Here is a 20,703-nt window from a genome sequence, read left to right as displayed (position 1 = left end):
TTAAAATAAAAATTATAAAAACCTAAGTTGTGCTTATCTGGATGCAATGCCACGTTGCTTTTTTAAAAACTTTCTAACAAAAGTTTACTCCAATTTGGATTAAAAATCAATTTTTTATTGACATATTTATACTCTGTTAATAAGAAATCGTATTACTTTAGTACTATTCGGTTGACTTTCACATCTAAATAGAGTAATAAAGTAGTAGTAAAGAAATACGAGGAGGGAAAAATGTCAAAGATACTAATTGATAATCAAAAATTATCCATAGAGGATATAGTAAATGTAGCTAGGTTTAACTTTAAGGTGAAATTAGGTAATGGAGCAAAAGATAGAATCAATACAGCTAGGGCTGTAGTAGATAAATTTGTTGCTGAAGAGAGAGTATCATATGGTATCACAACTGGGTTTGGTAAATTTTCCGATGTAGTTATCTCAAAGGAAGAGACAAATGATCTTCAGAGAAACCTTATTATAAGTCATGCTTGTGGAGTAGGGGAGCCTTTTGCCGAAGAGATTGTAAGAGCAATGATGATACTTCGTGTAAATTCACTGACAAAGGGGAATTCTGGGATTAGATTATTAACTGTAGAAAAATTGATTGAACTTTTAAATAAAGAGGTACATCCTGTAGTTCCTGAAAAGGGATCTCTAGGAGCTTCAGGAGACTTGGCTCCACTATCTCATATGGTATTAACTATGCTTGGATTAGGAGAAGCTTTCTATAAGGGTGAAAGGATGGATAGTATAAAAGCTCTTGAGCTAGCAGGGATAGAAGCATTACCATACTTGACTTCTAAGGAAGGATTAGCATTAATAAATGGAACTCAGGCTATGACAGCGGTAGGTGTTTTGACTATCTATGATGCGTTAAACTTATCTAAGATAGCTGATATTGCAGGAGCATTGACTATGGAAGCTCTTACAGGAATTAAATGTGCATTGGATCCTAGGGTACATGAGATAAGAGGTCATAGCGGTCAGATAGATACAGCTAAGAACCTTTTAAATTTAATAGATGGAAGTAAGATGATTACTAAACAGGGAGACTTGAGGGTTCAAGATGCGTATGCTCTTAGATGTATGCCTCAAATTCATGGAGCAAGTAAGGATGCACTAAGATTTATAAAGGAAAAAATAGAGATAGAGGTAAATGCTGTGACAGATAATCCGTTGATTTTTCCTGAAACTGAGGAAGCTATCTCAGCAGGAAACTTTCATGGACAGCCTATGGCACTACCATTAGATTATATGGGGATAGCACTGGCAGAATTAGCCAATGTTTCAGAGAGAAGATTAGAAAGACTTGTAAATCCTGCTCTAAGTAATGGACTCCCTGCATTCTTAACAAAGTATGGAGGAGTACACTCTGGATTTATGATTGTACAATACAGTGCTGCATCAGTGGTATCAGAAAATAAAGTATTAGCACATCCTGCTTCGGTAGACTCTATCCCATCTTCTGCAAACCAAGAGGATCATGTATCTATGGGAACAATTGCAGGTAGAAAAGCTAGAGATATTATGAAAAATGCAAGAAATGTAATAGCTATGGAGATCTTAGGAGCTTGTCAGGCAATAGATCTTAGAGAGGAAAACTTCTTAGGAAAGGGAACTGAAATTGCATATAACTTTATTAGAGAAGATGTGAAGTTTATTGATGAAGATGTAGTGATGTATAAATATATAAATAAGTGTTATGAATTAATTTCTAGCAAAGATATGATAGATAGAGTAGAGGAAGTAGTAGGAGAACTACTATAATTTTAGAAAAAATCAAAGATCAAAATTTATAACTAATAAAAGGAGATAATCATAATGTTTACAAATAATGACATAAAAGATGCAATGACTATAAAATTAACTGATATACCAAAGGAAACTCCTAAATTTGATTCTAAATATAGAAGAGCTCCTAAAAGAAGTCTTACACTATCTCAAGATGAAGTGGAATTAGCTATAAAAAATGCATTGAGATATATCCCGGAAGAATTTCATGCTGAGCTAGCTCCTGAATTTTTAGAAGAGCTATATGAAACTGGAAGAATTTATGGATATAGATTTAGACCAGAAGGAAGATTATCTGGAAAATCTATAGATGAATATAAAGGTAAATGTATGGAAGGGAAAGCATTTCAAGTAATGATGGATAACAATTTAGACTTTGATATCTGTTTATATCCATATGAATTGGTAACTTATGGAGAAACTGGACAAGTCTGCCAAAACTGGATGCAGTATCAATTGATCAAAAGATATTTAGAGGAATTAACTCAAGATCAGACTTTAGTAATTCAATCTGGGCATCCAATGGGGTTATTTAGATCACACCCTTCTGCACCTAGAACTATTATTACAAATGCCCTTATGGTAGGGATGTTTGACGACGATGAAAACTATATCAGAGCAGCTGCATTAGGTGTAGCAAACTATGGTCAAATGACTGCCGGTGGATGGATGTATATCGGGCCGCAAGGGATAGTTCATGGAACTTATTCCACTATCTTAAATGCAGGTAGATTATTTTTAGGAGTACCACAAGATGGAGACTTAAAAGGTAAGCTATTTGTAACTTCTGGGTTAGGAGGAATGTCTGGAGCTCAGGGTAAAGCTGTTGAGATTGCAAATGGTGTGGGAATAATTGCAGAGGTGGATTATTCAAGGATAGAAACAAGACACTCTCAAGGGTGGGTATCTAGTATAGCTCGTTCTCCTAAGGAAGCCTTTGACCAGGTAGAAGCTTATTTTAAAGCAGAAAAACCTGCTGCAATAGCATTCCATGGAAATATCGTGGATTTATTGGAATATGCAGCTGAGAATAAAATAAAGATCGATCTATTATCTGATCAGACTTCTTGTCATGCAGTTTATGACGGTGGATACTGCCCTCAAGGGATCTCTTTTGAGGAGAGAACTAGATTGTTAGCAGAGGATAAAGATAAATTTATAGAGCTAGTAAATACAACACTGGTAAGTCACTACAATGTGATAAAAAAATTAACAGAACAAGGAACATATTTCTTTGACTATGGAAATGCATTCTTAAAATCTGTATATGATGCAGGAGTAAAGGAGATATCTAAAAATGGTAGAGATGATAAAGGTGGATTTATCTATCCTTCTTATGTAGAAGATGTATTGGGACCTGAACTATTTGATTATGGATATGGACCATTTAGATGGGTTTGTTTGAGTGGAAAGAAAGAGGACCTTTTAAAAACAGATGCAGCAGCTATGAGTTGTATCGATCCTAACAGAAGATACCAAGACAGAGATAACTATATCTGGGTGAGAGACGCTGACAAGAATGGATTAGTAGTAGGAACTCAAGCTAGAATCTTATACCAGGATGCCATGGGAAGAACCAATATTGCATTGAAATTCAATGAGATGGTAAGAAATGGAGAGGTTGGGCCTATCATGCTTGGACGTGATCATCATGATGTTTCAGGAACAGATTCACCATTTAGAGAAACTTCTAATATCAAAGATGGATCAAATATAATGGCAGATATGGCTACCCATTGTTTTGCAGGTAATGCAGCTCGTGGAATGAGTCTTATCGCTCTTCACAATGGTGGAGGAGTAGGAATAGGAAAATCTATCAACGGTGGATTTGGAATGGTATTAGACGGCTCTAAGAGAGTCGACAACATCTTGTATCAGGCTATGCCATGGGATGTAATGGGAGGAGTTGCTAGACGTGCTTGGGCTAGAAATAAGAACTCCATCACTACATCTATGGAATACAATAAAAATAATGCAGGAACTGATCATATTACCCTGCCTTATATTCCAAATGAAGAATTGATTAAAGATTTAGTGGCTAAGAAATTTAACTAGGTTTTTATCCCATGTTGTCCTAAGGGCTGGGGTGAAACATTAATTTTAATAATAAAAAAGAGGTAGATTTCACTGAAATCTACCTCTTTTAAGTGAAGAAAAATATTTTTGTTAGGAAAGAAGGAACTTAAATTTTTTAAAAGCTAAGATTTTTAATCTGAAATTTATAGTCGTAGAATATTTTTAATTGACAAAAGAAAAAATAACTAGTATATTAAAAAAGTTACAAGAATATGATGGAGGTGATTTAAATATGGAAACTACAGTAATAGGACTATAATTTAAACAGAAAATAATATATCACTGTTTTATTATAGCCTTAATTTATCTAAAATAAATTAATATGAGGTGAGTGATATTTTGAATAAAATAAATATAACAAATTTAAGTTTTTCCTATGAGAACCCCTATAAGGAAATATTCAATAGTTTAAATATTGAGATTGATACATCGTGGAAAACTATAATCTATGGGAAAAACGGCAGGGGAAAGAGTACACTGTTAAGATTAATAGATGGTGAATTGATTAAAGACGGCGGAGAAATAAAGTGTAGTAAAACTTTTTTTAACTTCTCTTTCCAGCAGAAAGCAGATGAGAATACCAGAGTATTGGAGTTTATTAAGGACAATTTAGGACCTTATAAATTCTATGAAGATGAGATGGAAGGGTTGTTGTTAGATCCTACCCAGGATAACTTGATTAAATATGGGGAAATCGAGGAAAAATACCGGGAATTGGATGGATATCAAATTGAAAATTTAATAGAGAGAGAGTTGCTAAAGATACAATTAGATCTAGGTATCTTAAATAGGTTTTACAATTCTTTGAGCGGCGGAGAAAAGACAAAGATACAATTAATTTCATTATTTTTAAAGAAAAATAGTTTTCCCCTTATAGATGAACCGACAAATCATTTAGATATTGAATCCAGGAAATTAATAGGAAAGTATCTAAAAGATCAGAAGAGAGGTTTCATCTGTATATCCCATGATAGGAATTTTTTGAATACAGTAGGAGACCACATCCTTCATTTGCATAGTAAAAGAGAGGCTAAGATCTATAATACAACATTTTTTAAGTTTGAAGAAAATTATCTACAGTTATTAAAATCAGAAAAGAAACAAAATGAAAATCTAAAATCTAATATAAAGAAAAAAGAAGATAGCTTTAAACAAAAATCTGAATGGGCTGAAAAAGCTCAGAGGAAGATGGCAAAAATTCCTGCTAGTGGAAGTAAAGGTGGGTTAGAGCTTTTAGGAGTAAGGGCTAAGGCACTTATGAAAAGCGCCAAAGGTTATGAAAAAAAAGCTCGAGAACACATTGAAGCTAAGAAAAAACTAGTTAAAAATTTTGAAAAAGAATATGAAATAAAGTTTAAGGATATTAAGCTGCTGCCTCAAAAAGTTTTAAGGGTGGATAATCTGAATATTAGCTACGGGGATAAGAAAGTCATATCAAATTTATCCTTTAGTATAGACCGGGGTGAAAGGGTAGCAATTGCAGGTCCCAATGGAAGTGGGAAAACCAGTATTATTAAAGCTGTCTTAAACCAGATAAAATTTACAGGGAACATATTTATTGATTCCAGAATAAATATAGGTTATCTACCCCAGGAACTTCTACCGAAAAATATGAAATTGGAAGAGTTCCTGATCGATTTAAATATTGATATCAAATTATTTACACCTTTTTTGGCCGCTTTTGATATCCGGGGTAACTTACTCAGTAAAGATACATCACTCCTCAGTCAGGGAGAAACTAGAAAGCTGTATATGGCACTGAATATCTATTTAGAAAAAGATTTTTTCATATGGGATGAGCCATTAAATTTTTTAGATCTACATACCCGAACAAGGATTGAGAAAGCTATATTAAAATATAATCCAACTATTCTATTTATAGAGCACGATTATCTATTTGTAGAAAGGATAGCGAATAAGGTTATTATTTTAAAATAAGGTTCAGAGAATGGTGAATTAGTATAGAGTGAAATAAAGAAGATAAAAATTTAGCAAAAAAAAGAGTCTAAACTTTAGACTCTTTTTCTTATTTTACTTTTAAATAATTCTTTTAAACTAAGTAAATAAAGGTAAGGTTAGAAGAATATCTCACTTATAGCCTGGGCTAATTCCTCCACATCTACATCTAAGTTTAAACTTTCCTTAAGGTGTTTTACCTTTTCTATTTCAACCAGGTATTTTTTACTGTTTTTTTTGATATCTTGAGAATCGTCATTTTTTAAATTTTCAATCTCCACCTCTGTGATGAGGACATCTAAAAATTGTTGCCCGTAGTTTTCAAATTTTTGGTTACCTATCCCCTTAATTTTCAGCATCTCCCACCTGTTGATAGGTTTTTTGTCTGCCAGTTCCATGAGGGTAACATCGGATAGGAGCACATATGGAGCGATCCCCTCTTTGTTTGCGATCTCACGCCGTACTTCATTTAATCTTTCAAAGATAGGGTTTTCATAATAATCAAAGGAGACAACTTCATTTTTCTTTCGAAGTACTTGAATATTCCCGTTTAGAACATCAAAAGATTTTTCATTTAACTTAAGAACTGGATAGGACCCTGCGGTTTGATCTATATACCCCTCAGAGATAAGGTAGTTAATAAACTCCTCCAAGAGGTTTTTATTGTAGTCTTTAAAAATTCCAAAGGTTGAGATCTTATCCAGACCCTTTCTTGTAATTTTATCACTTATCTCACCTAATAGGAGGCGGATAACCATCCTAATACCAATGTTCTCCTTGGATCTTCCAATACATGAGAGAACTTTTTGTGTATCTACAGTATTATTTTCAACATCCTTTGCACCAGTACAATTACTGCAATTACCGCAATAATTTTTTATCCTTCTGTCACTAAAATATTTCAATGAATACTCCCGAAGACAGGATTTTATCTCAGTATAGGCTACCATCTTATCTAGTTTTTTTAATTTATCTCTTTTTAATTCCGGAGAGAGTTCCCTATTCATATCTATAAAGAATTCTTGTGTGCCAATATCTTCAGGGTAGAACATCAAGATACACTCTGCTTGTCCCCCATCACGACCTCCACGGCCGGCTTCCTGGTAGTAACTTTCTATATCCTTGGGTATATTTCGGTGGATAACAAACCTTACGTTAGATTTATCAATCCCCATACCAAAGGCATTGGTTGCAATCATAACTCTGATATCTCCGGTTATGAATTTATCTTGAAATTTTTTACGATCCTCATCGGTGAGTCCTGCATGATATTTTCCAACACTGAAATGCTTTAATCTCAAATACGCATATAGGTTATCCACTTCTTTTCGTGTAGAAGCATAGATGATACCAGGAGCTTTTCTATGGGTATCTAAATAATCTACTAAAAATGATTCTGCATCTTCATTTTTTACTACTTTAAAGAATAGGTTCTTTCTGTCAAAGCCTCCTACAAATGTTTTGGGGTTCCTCATCTCCAGCAGATTTATAATATCTTGTTTTACCTTTGGGGTGGCTGTAGCTGTAAATGCTGTTATCTGTATATTTTGGTTTAATTTTTCAATGAATTTAGGGATCTCTAGATAAGATTTCCTAAAATCATGACCCCATTGGGATATACAGTGAGCCTCATCTATAGCAACCATACCTATCTGAAGGCTGGTCAGCAGGTTTATAAACTTAGCATTGAGGAGTCTTTCAGGAGCTATATAAAGAAGTTTCAGTTTGTTTTGTCGTAACTGTCGGATGATATCTACATACTCCTCCTTTGTGAGGGAACTATTTATAAATGCTGAGGGGATATTAGATATCTTAAGAGCATCTACCTGATCTTTCATAAGGGAGATCAAGGGAGAGATAACTATAGTAAGTTTAGGTGAAAGTAATGCCGGAATCTGATAACAGATTGATTTCCCACTGCCGGTTGGAATTATACCCAAAAGATTTCTTCCATCCAAAATAGAGGAGATGATCTCCTCTTGATTGGTTCTAAATTTTTTATATCCAAAATATTGGAACAATACTTTTTCAGCTTTCTTTAACATAGTCTACCTCTTTCTTTGGGTTACATATTATATATATATTGATCATTATTAGTTATTAGGTACAATTTCTTCCTCTGGGTTATGCATGTGGACATCCATTTGTGGGAATGGAATACTTATACCATCTTCATCAAATCTAAGCTTTGCTGATTCCATGATATCGTAGTAGACTCCCCAATAATCTTCAGATTTACACCAAACTCTAAATGTAATATTTACAGAGCTGTCAGCTAATTCCCTTAATCTAATGGTCTTATCTATCTTCTGTGAAATTTGAGGATGAGATTCTGCTATCTCTGTCAATATTTTTATAGCTTTTTTGAAATCATCGTTATAAGAAATTCCAAATAAAAGGTCTACTCTTCTCATTTTATTCTTTGTATAGTTTATAATTTGATGTGAGGTTGCCAGACCATTTGGAACGAGAATCCTCTTATTATCGATGGTATTCAGTGTTGTAGCAAAAACATTTATTTCGTGGACACTCCCACTTTGACCGTCAATCTCTATAAAATCCCCTATCTCATAAGCTTTAAATATTATTAATATGACTCCACCAGCAAAATTTGCCAGTGTATCTTTTAGTGCTAAACCAATTCCTAAACCTGCTCCTCCTAGAAGTCCTACAAAAGCAGTCTGTTTTACACCTATTATTAGAAGAGCAATCATGATTGCTACAAAATTTAAAGTCAATCTCAGTATTGACCTGGAAAAAGTATGGAGGGATTTATTAGAATCCTTTTTATCCAATTGTTCATATTTTTTCATGAGAATATCTATAATTTTTCTAAAGGCTAGAAATACTAAAACTGCAATAATTGCACGTATAGAAAATAAAATGATTTGCTCAATAAGTCCTGCAAATCTGTCGGTATCGGTAAGTAATTCGTATATTTTTACTAAAAATGGAGTTTTTTCTACCATTATTTTTCCTCCTTAATTGTTTTTGCTACTCTAAATCCATAATATATATCTTTGGTGTTAGGAGAAAGTTCATCTCTAAAAGTCAGTTGAGAGTCACTCATTATACTGTTAAAAGAACCACCTCTTAATATTTTTAACGAACCACTTTTAGGACCTACACTGTTTATTCTCTCTATTCCCGAATAAACGCCACTATTATCGTTTATCCACTCCCAGATATTTCCACTCATATCGTAGATTCCCAATTCATTTGGCATTTTTGTAGCTACTTCATGAGTTTTACCCATTGAATTGTCAGAATACCAACTTACAGCTCCTACATCGTTTGATCCGCTAAATAGGGTAGGCTTAGATTTTACTCCTCCCTTTCCAGCAAATTCCCATTCAATCTCGGTTGGGAGTCTATATCCTGTAACCTTTTTTATATCTCTGGTTCTGTTTCCATCTGAATCTATAAGATTTCCGTCTTTATCATAGGCCGGTGACAGGTTTTCTTTTTCAGATAACCAATTTAAAAATCCTATGGTATCGTTCCAAGTTACATTAATAACTGGTCTAGTCTTACGTCCCCATCCATTATCATCTACAAGAGGAAGTCTCATATCTCTAGTATATTGATCGTAAATATCGAATGTTACTGGTGTTTTTCCAATAAAGTAGTCGTATTGGATAAAGGCTTCCTGTGTAGGAGATGAAAACTTCCACAGTTTACCGGTTTCGTCTCCTAGTATAAATAATCCCCTCTCTACTTTGACCGTTTCTATGTCTTTTCTAGAAGTAGTTTCAAATTCAAAGGTAAAATCTTTTTTTAATTTATTTTCATCTATTCCTGTGATGGATTTTTTTAGTCTTACCTCATATTTTGAATTTAATTTTAACGGCTGGTCCGGAATGAATGTAAGTGATTTAGATTTTTTATTGTAGGTAAGGTTGCCTGAAACAGGTTTTCCATCCAAGAAAACTTCTAAACTATCTTTATAATCCCTAGGTTCTATATTTAGGGTAACTTCTATCTCGGTGTTTAAATTAATGGTTTCCTCCATCGGGTAGTATGAAACTACACTAAACTTTTTAGGCGATTTAGAACTATAAGTAATATAGTTGGAGTACTCTCCCTTATAGACTGCTCTAACCTTGAAAGTCCCTGGGTTTTTACTAGTTAATGCTTTGTTTTTAGATATATTTTTCCCTTGAGGATTTACTAGAGTAAAATTATCTATGATTCGGGTGATTCCATTTTGGTCCTTGCCATCTAAGGTAAAACTTAGTTTATCTACTCCATTAGAAAGAAGATTAAGTTTGTCTGCCTTTAAATTTAAAGTATTAATTTTTTCATATGCAGTTATTTTTTCTTCTTCACTCTCGAATTTCCCGGATTTGGCAACGACTTGATATTCTCCTGTTTTTTTTGTCTTAAAAAAATTAGTAGGAATTTCCTCCCCGTCTATATATAGAGTTACATTATCATTCCATTTATTTCCCTGATCATCTGTGGTTCCTATAATTATTTCATCGATCCCATCGGCTAAAATCCTTGTTTTAGACAGGTATATTCTTAATTTTTTATTTTCTTTTATAAATTTCACCTTGGTCTCAGCTTTGAGATCTCCGTAAATCAAAGTTATTTCAAAAATCTTACTATCATTGGATCTCAGGGTGAATACATTGCTTTCAACTCCATCAATCAGAAGACTTATTTCTTTTTTGTCAATATTTCTAAGAGGGACACCATTATCATCCTCGATCCTATAGGTAATATTTATTTCATCCTGCCCATCGGCTAAAGCTGTGGTTTTATTTAGGATCAGTTTCATAGATTTTGCTCTAAAATCTTCCTGTCCATATGAAAAACCAAACAACATCAATAAGGATAATAATATCCCGATTTTTCTTATATATTTCATAATTTTCTCCCTTATTTAATTTTTTTAAATCCGTTATAGAGGAGCCCTCCTTGTCCGTGGCTGCCACTAGAATATTTAGATCCATACACATATATATCCCCATGACAAGATTTCATCAATCTACGAAGAATCCCCATGGTATTTATTTTTTCAATGTAAAACTGATCCTCTATAGAGAATCTCTCACCCTTCCAAGTTTTAGAGAGTACCCATGAATTTTGAAGGATATTTTTTGTATCTGGAATGAAATTTTTATTTCTTATATCTGTCCAAATTTGATATTTGGAATCTCTTCCGGAATTTATATAGGCATAGGGTGTTGATATAGAGAGATATTCTCCATTTAATCTTTCATCTAACTCTATTAAACTTTCCGATGCTTTGGCACCATCCCGTAAGAACTTTATAAATTCATAGTTAAGATCTTTGATGTTTTCAAAATTATGGAGAGTTTCAATAAATTTTTTAGATGAATCTATCAGCTCCCTGCACCCCTTTATATTCTTAAAAAATTCCTCCTCACCTGCAATGAGCTCAATATATAAGATTTCAAAAAAATCATAGAGCTCAATATCCTTAGGAATTTTATTAAATATTCCTCTTATTTTATCATATTTATCAATATTTTGTTGAGGGATTCGTTTTCTTATCTCCTGACTGTCAATATCAATCAATCTATATCTGTCCTTGCTACGGCTCCCTATATAATTAGCCAAAAGAGCACTCCTGATGGAATCTAATCCCAGAGCAAGATTAAAAAATACCTTAATTTCATCAAAATTTAAATTGATCTCTTTAAACTCATAGAATAATATACTGGATATAACCAAGATATAGGCATAGGGATTATCTAAAATTCTCTCATTCCTCCCTATATTCATATATTTAAAGCCTCTTTCCTGGCTTATTTTTTCTAAGGCAAATTCCAATACCAGGTCATTCTGAGGAACAATTACCGAGATATCTATTGGAGATACAGAATCATCTAGGAGCTCTAAAACCTTTTTAATAACTTTCTTATTGTTTATACTTTTATATTCATTTTCTATATCTAGATGCAGGTTTACCAGACCAGTTATTGTCTCATAGGAATAAAATTTTTCCTCTAATCGGTCTAAAAAATTATGGGTTTCAAGGTTTTTACTATCTAATTTTATCCTCTTGTATTCTGAATCTATTATTGTTTCTTCTAAGTAACCTTTGGAATAGCTATGAATTCCATAGGGGCCGTCTGTATTTAAGGTGATAATAAGGCCTTTTAGATAATCTTTGATCTTGGCTACAAAGTCAACTTCTGCTATGGAGCCTATTTCACCAGAATCGACTAAAAGATAGGTGGTATTCCTCTTAAAATTATCTAAGTAAAACTCATCTTTTAAAAGGAAATTATTGTATAGGTAGATAGAAGTTCCATAATCAAAACTCCCATTTTCCAATGTTTTTTCCATATATTTATCGATAATTATATTCATTTGATCATATAATTGATCCCTTTGAACTTCGCCAAATGATTTTAATCTGTCACCAATCTTAGTATAAACTAGGTTGTTTAAGGATGCGTCTAAGATGTTGGAGAGTAGTTTCTTTGAGATTTCTTCATTAGAAATGTTTAACTCTCCTAAAAATCCTTGTTTTCTATAGTACTCAACTGTTTTTCCCATGAGACATTGAGAGGCCTCAAAGGTCATAAAAGTTGGGATTATATTTAGTTTATGAATTTTTTTACTTTTTTTCAAAATTATTGGCCAGAATTTATTTAATTCATGCTGAACAAATCCAAAATAGGAGTAGATCCTGTTTTCACCGGAATATTCCAAAGTTAAATTTTCTTTAAATTTTATAGCTTCCATCCTATTGGCAATGAGTACTAAAATGTTATTTGAATCTATACCGCTATTGATCATCTGAATATATTTTTTTTTAAGGAGGGTTGTTTTTCCAGATTTAGTGTCTCCCTCTATTAGTATTTTCATGGTAACCCCCTTGAAATATTAGTTTAAAAATAGATTTAAAATATCTATGATAATCACTTTTTGATAGCTCTATCACTATTGATTTCAATCCATGTTTTGATTGGTGCTAATTGGTGGTAATAATATATATTTTTATATACTATTTTACACTATATTTACTGGGATTAATACCAGTATAATTTTTTTATTTTATTGTAGGATTAATCTGAAATTCATAGTATAGTGTTATGGAAGTATGAAAAAAACAAAATTTTTAGGAGGTAAGAAATATGAAAAGAGTTAAAATTTTATTGGGAATGTTATTTTTGTTATCTAGTATGTCATTTGCAACTGGATTTCAGTTTAACGTATTGGATAATCAAATGCCAGCATCTCAAGATGTCAGCGGATTAAGATTAAACTTACTTTATGGTAAGACTGCTAATGTAAGTGGGTTAGATCTTCCTATTCTAGCTTTGGGAGAAGCTGATAACTTTACTGGGGTACAATTTCCTATATTATTTATTGGTGCTAACAAGGTCAATAATTCATTTAAAGGTGTTGGATTTGGTTTAGCAAATATCCATGGTGGGGAGTCTACAGGAGCTATTTTAGGACTAGTAAATATGACCCATAATGTAAAAGGTCTTCAATGGGCAGCAGCGAATATCTCTGATGGAAGAACAACAGCAGATATCGGTTTTGTTAACATTTCTAAAGGAACTACATTCCAATTAGGTGTTTTCAATATGACTGATGATCTTACTGGAGTACAAATAGGTCTGATTAACATGGCTAAGACTGGATTCTTACCAATATTTCCATTCTTTAATATCGATGGAAGAATATTCTAGAATTTAAATTTTTAAAGGGTGTCTCTAATATTAATAGAGGCACTTTTTTTATTTAGATAATCTGTAATTTTTTTTAAATACGTAGTACAATATTTAAAATATAAAATTAGGAGGATAAATATGAAAAGAATAAAAACTTTACTGGGGATGATATGCTTAATTTCCACCATAACATTTGCAGAGACACCATTTCAATTAGGTGTACCAGGGACTAATATGCCGGCGGATCAAACTGTAAAAGGGGTAAGACTTAACTTACTTTATGGGAAAAATACCAATATGAGTGGTTTGGATATAAATATTTTAGCTTTAGGTGAAACTAATAACTTTAAAGGGGTGCAGTTAAGCCCATTTTGGATTGGAGCCAACAAAGTGAATAATTCATTTACAGGTGTAGGTATAGGTGCAGCTAATATTCATTTGGGACAGTCTACAGGTGTAGCTTTAGGATTTGTTAACTATACCAATGATTTTACAGGTTTACAGTGGGGATTTGTTAACTTTAACCAGAAAAAATCAGTGATTAATCTGGGAGCAATTAACTTTAACCAGGGAGAATCGATAGTTGATATCGGATTTGTAAATTATGCAGAAAAAACTACTTTTCAACTGGGTGCAGTTAACTTCACCAATGACTTACAGGGTGTTCAAATAGGATTTATTAACTTTGCAAAAAATGGATTTTTCCCAGTTTTTCCATTTTTTAATATAGATGGAAGATTATAAAATCTCTTAAAAGAAGATAATAAAAAATAAGTTTATCTGCCTGTGGTGGATAGACTTATTTTTTATTATCTTGAAATTTTTATTAAAACTAATTGAATGCAATGTCACGTTGCTTTTTATCTTACAGTTGATTTTTAGAATTATAATAAAGGATAGGTAGATAAAATAGAGAATATATTCGGTATGATATAAAGAACTGAAATAATATTTAATAGTCATTTAATAAGATATTTTAGGAGGGAAAATATGTGTGAATACTCGACATTAGCTGAACCGTACAAGATAAAAATGGTAGAAAAAATTAGTTTGATCTCTAAAGAGGAGAGGGAAAAAAGGATAGTGGAAGTGGGTTATAATCAATTTGGATTAAAAGCTGAAGATATTTTTATAGATCTCCTAACTGATTCTGGAACTGGAGCTATGAGTGACCATCAATGGTCAGCACTGATGTTAGGAGATGAATCTTATGCAGGGAGTAGGAGTTTTTATCGGTTGGAAAAATCAGTTCAGAATATTACAGGGTATAAATATTTTGTTCCAACCCACCAGGGAAGGGGAGCGGAAAATGTACTTTTTCCTCTTTTAATAAAAAAAGGGCAGTATAGTATATCTAACATGCATTTTGATACAACTAAAGCACATGTGGAGTTAAAGGGGGGAAGAGCTATTGACTGTGTAATATCTGAAGCTTATGACACGGCTCTCGATCATCCCTTCAAAGGAAATATGGATAATGACCGTTTAGAAAAAATAATACTGGAAAAAGGATCAGAAAATATCGCTTTTATCATAATTACCATTACCTGCAATAGTGCTGGAGGACAGCCTGTTTCCTTAAAAAATATAAAAGAAACTAAGAGAATAGCCGACAGATATGGAGTTAAAATAATCTTTGATTCTGCCAGGTTTGCAGAAAATGCTTATTTTATAAAAAAAAGAGAGGAAGAATATGGGCATTGTTCGATCTTGGAGATTGTAAGAGAGGTTTTTTCCTATGGAGACGCTATCACCATGAGTGCTAAAAAAGACGGGATTGTAAACATGGGTGGACTGATTGCTATAAAGGAAGATTTAGAACTATTTAATGGTGTAAGGGCTATGGTTGTTCCTATTGAAGGATTTCCTACCTATGGAGGACTTTCAGGGAGAGATATGGATGCTCTAGCTGTTGGCTTTACTGAAGTTATTGAGGAGTCATATTTGGCTTCGAGAATAGGACAGGTTGAATACCTTGGGAAATTACTTTCAGAAGGAGGAGTTCCAATACAAAATCCTGTAGGAGGTCATGCAGTTTTTGTGGATGCCAAGAAGTTTCTGCCTCATATTCCCTACTATAATTTTCCTGCTCAGGCACTCTGTGTAGAGTTATACAGAGAAGCCGGTGTCAGAGGTGTAGAGATTGGATCATTTTTATTGGGAAATGACCCCGATACAGGAAAGCAGCTGGAATCTGCTATGGAATTACTGAGATTAACTATCCCTAGAAGAGTATATACTAACAATCATATGAATGTAGTGGCTAAAGCTCTGATTAATATCTATAAGAGAAGAGATGAAATAAAGGGGTATGAGATTGAGGAGGAGCCAAAGATCCTAAGACATTTTACAGCTAAATTAAAACCGGTAAAATAATAACCCTAGAAAAATGCAAAGGTCTGAAATTTTTCCTGAGAATGGAAAAATTTCAGACCTTTATTTGTTATTAATAATCTCCAAAAGAGCAAAATTATTTCCTATATGATATTCTTTTTTTATTATTTGAAATCCTAGATTTCCTATAATATCTACAGTTTTTCTGTTTAAATGACACCCCATAGCTATTTTTTTCCATACTGGGGTGAGGATATCCTGGATCACAGCTAAAACTTTATTCTTATGTTTGATATGTTCTAAGACTAAGATCTTTCCGCCTGCCTTACAAACCCTTCTGATTTCTAAGAGTGCTTTTTTATTATCGGGAATTGTACAAAGAACAAGCATCACAACCACGGTATCAAATTCATTGTCTTTAAACTCTAAATTTTCAGCATCTCCTGAAATAACTTTTATATTTTTATTATTTACTTTATCTAATGATTTTATTCTTAATTTTTCATCTGGTTCCATGGCAACAACATCATGTTTCCCATATAATTCAAAATTTACTCCTGTTCCCGAACCAATCTCTAAAATTTTACCCTCAGCTTTAGACAATAATTTTTTTCGAAGTTTATTTAAAAATTTTTTTTCTATGGGATCCATAAAAAAATCATAGCAGCATTTATTTTCCATTATTCCTCCTCTTTTTCTTAGTAAGAATCATATGAATATTTTAATATGATATATTTTATAAAAACTAAGAGATTTGAGTCTTGTATTTTACAGGAATCAAATCTCTTAAATGAATTATCTATTTAAGATAAGGCATAAAACTAGCCTTTCTTTGCTATTATTTCTATTTCAACTCTTCTATTATTTTCTCTTCCCTGTGAAGTAGAGTTAGAAGTTATAGGGAATTTAGAACCTAAACCTTCGCTTGTAATTCTAGTATTTTGAACTCCTCTTGATTTAAGGTATTTTGCAACACTATCTGCTCTATTTTTAGATAAAGTCATGTTATAAGAATTTTTACCTGTGTTATCTGTGTGTCCTGAAACAAACACATCAGTTTTATCATATTCGTTCAATACCTTAGATACCGAATCTAGGACTTCGTAAAAATCACTTCTAACATCTGAGCTGCTACTATTAAAAGTTAAGTTTCCTGGCATAACAAGCTGTAACTTATTATCAACTCTTTTTAAAGAAACTCCTGTTTTTTGAAGTTCTGCTCTCAAAGCTGCCTCCTGTCTGTCAAAATAATAACCCAATCCGGCTCCTGCTAAGGCTCCTGCTGCTGCCCCTGTTAATGTTGATTTTGTGTCCTTTCCTGCTATTTGACCCGCTGCTGCTCCTGCAAGAACTCCACCTAGAGCATATTTGCTGGTTTGGCTGAACTTTTCTTCACCTGTATATGGATCGATACTTTTACATCCTGTTATGGCTATGACACCTAATAATAATAATGATATATTTTTTTTCAATTTAATTCTCCCATTTTTTTAATTTGTAGATGAAATTGTATCTCTATTTTTATGATAAAAAAAGTTATTTCATCTTAGTTGTCAAAAACGATTGGTTTTTGCATGTTCTATACTTTTATCTTTTAAGACCTCCTCTACCTTAAAGAGATGATCAGTATTTTTTCCTGTTAAAAAATCATCGTTCTTGTAATTCTCTTTAAAGAGATCTAATTATTATATTATGTAATAAATCTAAATTCAAGAATAAATTTTAAATCATAGATAATGAACACTAATTATATTATTTAAATTAAGGGAATTTAAATTTATTTTTGTAATGTCAAAGATGAAGAATCCTCAGCAGAACAAATTATTTTAGCTGTAGTTCTGATTAAAATATATAAAAAAAGCCCCCAAGGAGGGGGCAGGAGGTTGAACTAGATATCAACTTATTTTAGTAGTTGTTTTGAATAGTTTATAGCTTTTTCAAAGGAATCATGGATATTAGATTTATCGACCAATGAAATCAATTGGTGTTTTTCAAAATCTTTTAGAACGGATTCATTGACTCCGGATAAAACAATTGTCACACCGTAGTCTTTTAATATCTTTATGACCCCTTTAAGGTTTTCTAGACCAGTTGAATCAACAAAGGGTACATGACGCATACGTATTATTAAAACTTTACTCTTAAACCCTATTCTTTTTATTACCTCTGTATACTCTTTTACTGAGGCGAAAAAAAGCGGACCGCTTATCTCATAGATTGAAATGTCTTTGGGTAGTTTTGAATAATCTTCAATTAGATCACTATCAATTTCAAGGGGAATTTTCCCGCTGATATCAGCCATCCGTTTCATAAATAATAGTGCCGATAAAACTATTCCAACCTGTATAGCCACTGTTAAATCAACCAAAACAGTCAATATGAAAGTCGAAAGCAAAATAATAATATCAAAAATAGATCCTCTAAGTATAGATCTGAATGAACGCCATTCGCTCATATTAAAAGCTACAACGATTAATACTCCAGCAAGACAGGACATTGGAATTAACTTTGCCCATCTACCGAATAAAAGCATAATTAATAATAGTGTTATAGAGTGAACTATTCCTGAGATAGGAGTCCGGCCACCAATATTAACATTGGTAGCTGTCCTTGCAATAGCTCCCGTAGCAGGAATACCACCGAAGAATGGAGTAACTATATTTGCGACACCCTGTGCTATAAGTTCTGTATTAGATCTATGATTTCCACTTATCATCCCGTCGGAAACAACGGCAGAGAGTAAAGATTCAATACTCCCTAATAAGGCTATGGTAATGGCAGGGCCTATATATATAGCTAAATCACTGAAAGCAAAGGATGGTATTGTAAAATTAAAATGATTCGGAATCTCTCCGAATGATGATTCGATAGTTGTAACCGGAAGATTAAATACCTGTACTCCAATTGTCATTAAAATAATTGCAATAAATGATCCTGGTATTTTATTTACTAATTTTTTTGAAAAAACAGTTATTAATATGGTGATTACTGTAATAATTACAGCAACCATATTAATTTCATCTATGTGGGCAAAATAAAGTTTCCATTTTTCAATAAATTCCGATGGTACCTTGGTAATATTTAAACCCAATGCATCTTTTATTTGTGTTGAAAAAATAACCAATGCAATTCCACTTGTAAACCCAATGATTAAAGAGTTAGGGAAATATTTTAATAATCCTCCTAATTTCAATAGCCCAAATACTATTAATATTATTCCAGCCATAATCGATGAAATGATTAAACCGTTAATACCGTATGTTTCTACAATACCAAATACAATAACGATAAAAGCTCCAGTCGGTCCACCTATCTGTACTCTGCTTCCTCCCAAGAAAGAAATAATAAATCCTGCAATAATCGATGTTATTATTCCTCTTTCCGGTGAAACTCCTGAAGCCACTGCAAAGGCAATAGCAAGTGGTAAGGCAACAATAGCAACAACAATTCCTGCTAATATATCGGAAGTGACTTGTTTTTTATCGAGACCCCCTTTAAATAAAGTGAATAGTTTTGGATTGAATACATGTTCCATTTTTTAGCCTCCTAAAATAATTTTATCTTGAATAAGTATAGATAATTGAAATATATATCAAAATTCCAGATTTAATTAATATTTAATTAAAATTTGCTTAAATCGCTAATATTATACAGATATAACCCTACTATTGTCAAACAAATAAAAAAATATTTTATTTCCCTACTATTTTGTAGGTAAAATTTGATTTTATTGAAAAAAAATAGTATAAACTAGATGGTTATTTAAAATTTTTTTAGGGGGATTGTAAGATGTTTAAAAAGAAAAATTTATGGTTAATTATATTGATGTTAGGAGCATTGTTTTTAGGTGGATGTGAAAATAAAGATTCAAATAGTGATGTGAAAATAAAAGAAAATCAATTAGAGGGGAAACTGGTTATTTATCATGCAGGAAGTTTAACGATACCATTTGAATCTTTAGAGAAAGAATTTGAAGAAAAATATCCAAAGGTAGATGTTATTAGAACTCCAGGTGGGAGTAGAACAGTTGCAAGAAAAGTAACAGAATTTGGTGACTCTGTAGATATACTCTGTTCTGCTGATTATACGGTAATTGATACTTTGGTTATGCCAGATTTTGCAAATTGGAATGGATTATTTGCAGAAAATTCAATGGTTATTGTATATTCAAAACATAGCCAATATGCTGATGAGATTACATCTGAAAATTGGTATGAAGTCTTAACTCGAAAGGGAGTTAATTATGGTCATAGTGATCCTAATGCAGATCCGTGTGGATATAGATCTGTGTTATTATGGCAACTAGCTGAAAATCATTATGGAATTGAAGGATTAAATAATAAATTACTTAAAAATTGTCCCCCTAGAAATGTTAGGGCAAAGGCAGTACAATTAATAGCAATGTTAGATACAGGTGCTTTAGATTATGCATTTGAATATGAGTCTGTAGCAATGCAACATGCCAAAAAAAATCCAAATCTAATGTATGTGAAATTACCTAAAGAGATTAATTTAAGTTCAATTGACTACAAAAATGATTATGCAAAATCAACAATTCAGCTGGATGGGAAAACACCGGGTGAATTCATCACTAAAAAAGGTCAACCAATCGTTTACAGTTTAACTATGCCAAATACAGGTGAAAATAATGAGATTGCTATAGAATTTTTAAAGTTTTTATTTGATAAGGAGCAGGGGTTAAGGTTATTGGAAGAGGCTGGGCAGCCTGTACTAAATGATATTAAGGTCTTTGGTGAAGAAAATTTACCTATGGAGTTAAAATATATTGTAGAATAAATTTTTGGATAAATTATCGACAAGAAAATATTCTTGTGTTATTCTTTTATTAAAAGTGTTTAAAAGAAACTTTAAAAAGTTTTTAAAATAA

Annotated in this window: 14 protein-coding genes; 7 read left to right on the top strand and 7 right to left on the bottom strand. The window is 32.5% G+C overall.

Annotation, left to right across the window (positions count from 1 at the left end; genetic code table 11):
- Positions 1-231: 231 nt before the first annotated feature.
- The 3 genes from hutH to abc-f all read left to right on the top strand — a co-directional run bounded on the left by hutH (position 232) and on the right by abc-f (position 5,802).
- On the top strand, positions 232-1,764 hold the full coding sequence (gene hutH, locus K337_RS0116450) for a histidine ammonia-lyase (RefSeq protein WP_028857554.1): 1,533 nt from the start codon (positions 232-234) through the stop codon (positions 1,762-1,764).
- 54 nt (positions 1,765-1,818) lie between these two features.
- Entirely contained in the window at positions 1,819-3,843 is a 2,025-nt protein-coding gene (locus tag K337_RS0116445; protein ID WP_028857553.1) for a urocanate hydratase, read from the top strand.
- A gap of 360 nt (positions 3,844-4,203) precedes the next feature.
- The gene (gene abc-f, locus K337_RS0116440) at positions 4,204-5,802 is read left to right on the top strand and encodes a ribosomal protection-like ABC-F family protein (RefSeq protein WP_028857552.1); all 1,599 of its coding nucleotides are present in this window, start codon (positions 4,204-4,206) and stop codon (positions 5,800-5,802) included.
- A gap of 137 nt (positions 5,803-5,939) precedes the next feature.
- On the opposite strand, the gene recQ is transcribed toward abc-f, so the two are convergent.
- From recQ to K337_RS0116420, 4 genes are read right to left on the bottom strand one after another with little or no spacing between them, the layout of a single operon-like run.
- On the bottom strand, positions 5,940-7,865 hold the full coding sequence (gene recQ / locus K337_RS0116435; protein WP_028857551.1) for a DNA helicase RecQ: 1,926 nt from the start codon (positions 7,863-7,865) through the stop codon (positions 5,940-5,942).
- 48 nt (positions 7,866-7,913) lie between these two features.
- Positions 7,914-8,789, bottom strand: coding sequence for a mechanosensitive ion channel family protein (locus tag K337_RS0116430; protein ID WP_051251874.1), 876 nt, complete (start codon positions 8,787-8,789; stop codon positions 7,914-7,916).
- The gene (locus K337_RS19455; protein ID WP_051251873.1) at positions 8,789-10,693 is read right to left on the bottom strand and encodes an SUMF1/EgtB/PvdO family nonheme iron enzyme; all 1,905 of its coding nucleotides are present in this window, start codon (positions 10,691-10,693) and stop codon (positions 8,789-8,791) included. Before K337_RS19455 ends, K337_RS0116430 begins: the two co-directional genes overlap by 1 nt.
- An 11-nt stretch (positions 10,694-10,704) precedes the next feature.
- Positions 10,705-12,666, bottom strand: a complete 1,962-nt coding sequence (locus K337_RS0116420; protein WP_028857549.1) for a UvrD-helicase domain-containing protein — start codon at positions 12,664-12,666, stop codon at positions 10,705-10,707.
- A 269-nt stretch (positions 12,667-12,935) separates the two neighbouring features.
- Between K337_RS0116420 and K337_RS0116415 the strand changes: the two genes are divergently transcribed.
- The 3 genes from K337_RS0116415 (at position 12,936) to K337_RS0116405 (ending at position 15,857) form a co-directional block, all read left to right on the top strand.
- The gene (locus tag K337_RS0116415; RefSeq protein WP_028857548.1) at positions 12,936-13,499 is read left to right on the top strand and encodes a VC2662 family protein; all 564 of its coding nucleotides are present in this window, start codon (positions 12,936-12,938) and stop codon (positions 13,497-13,499) included.
- Between the two features lie 120 nt (positions 13,500-13,619).
- A complete protein-coding gene (locus K337_RS0116410) occupies positions 13,620-14,225 on the top strand; it encodes an LA_2272 family surface repeat-containing protein (protein ID WP_037030046.1) in 606 nt (201 codons plus the stop codon).
- 246 nt (positions 14,226-14,471) lie between these two features.
- Positions 14,472-15,857 (top strand): tryptophanase, encoded by a 1,386-nt coding sequence (locus K337_RS0116405; protein ID WP_028857546.1) that lies wholly within the window; start codon positions 14,472-14,474, stop codon positions 15,855-15,857.
- A 60-nt stretch (positions 15,858-15,917) separates the two neighbouring features.
- Here the strand turns inward: K337_RS0116405 and K337_RS18890 are convergent, their stop codons facing one another.
- The 3 genes from K337_RS18890 to K337_RS0116390 form a co-directional block, all read right to left on the bottom strand.
- Complete coding sequence (locus K337_RS18890) at positions 15,918-16,496, bottom strand: class I SAM-dependent methyltransferase (RefSeq protein WP_037030044.1); 579 nt, start codon at positions 16,494-16,496, stop codon at positions 15,918-15,920.
- A gap of 140 nt (positions 16,497-16,636) precedes the next feature.
- Positions 16,637-17,287, bottom strand: a complete 651-nt coding sequence (locus tag K337_RS0116395) for a YiaD family glycine zipper/OmpA-like lipoprotein (RefSeq protein ID WP_028857545.1) — start codon at positions 17,285-17,287, stop codon at positions 16,637-16,639.
- Between the two features lie 428 nt (positions 17,288-17,715).
- Positions 17,716-19,350 (bottom strand): SulP family inorganic anion transporter, encoded by a 1,635-nt coding sequence (locus tag K337_RS0116390; protein ID WP_028857544.1) that lies wholly within the window; start codon positions 19,348-19,350, stop codon positions 17,716-17,718.
- A 254-nt stretch (positions 19,351-19,604) separates the two neighbouring features.
- Here K337_RS0116390 and wtpA point away from each other — a divergent pair, with 254 nt between their 5' ends.
- The gene (gene wtpA / locus K337_RS0116385; protein WP_028857543.1) at positions 19,605-20,612 is read left to right on the top strand and encodes a tungstate ABC transporter substrate-binding protein WtpA; all 1,008 of its coding nucleotides are present in this window, start codon (positions 19,605-19,607) and stop codon (positions 20,610-20,612) included.
- Positions 20,613-20,703 lie beyond the last annotated feature (91 nt).

Origin of the sequence: Psychrilyobacter atlanticus DSM 19335, assembly GCF_000426625.1 — a bacterium.
GTDB classification, from domain to species: domain Bacteria; phylum Fusobacteriota; class Fusobacteriia; order Fusobacteriales; family Fusobacteriaceae; genus Psychrilyobacter; species Psychrilyobacter atlanticus.
This window is presented reverse-complemented; position numbering and strand designations above follow the sequence as displayed.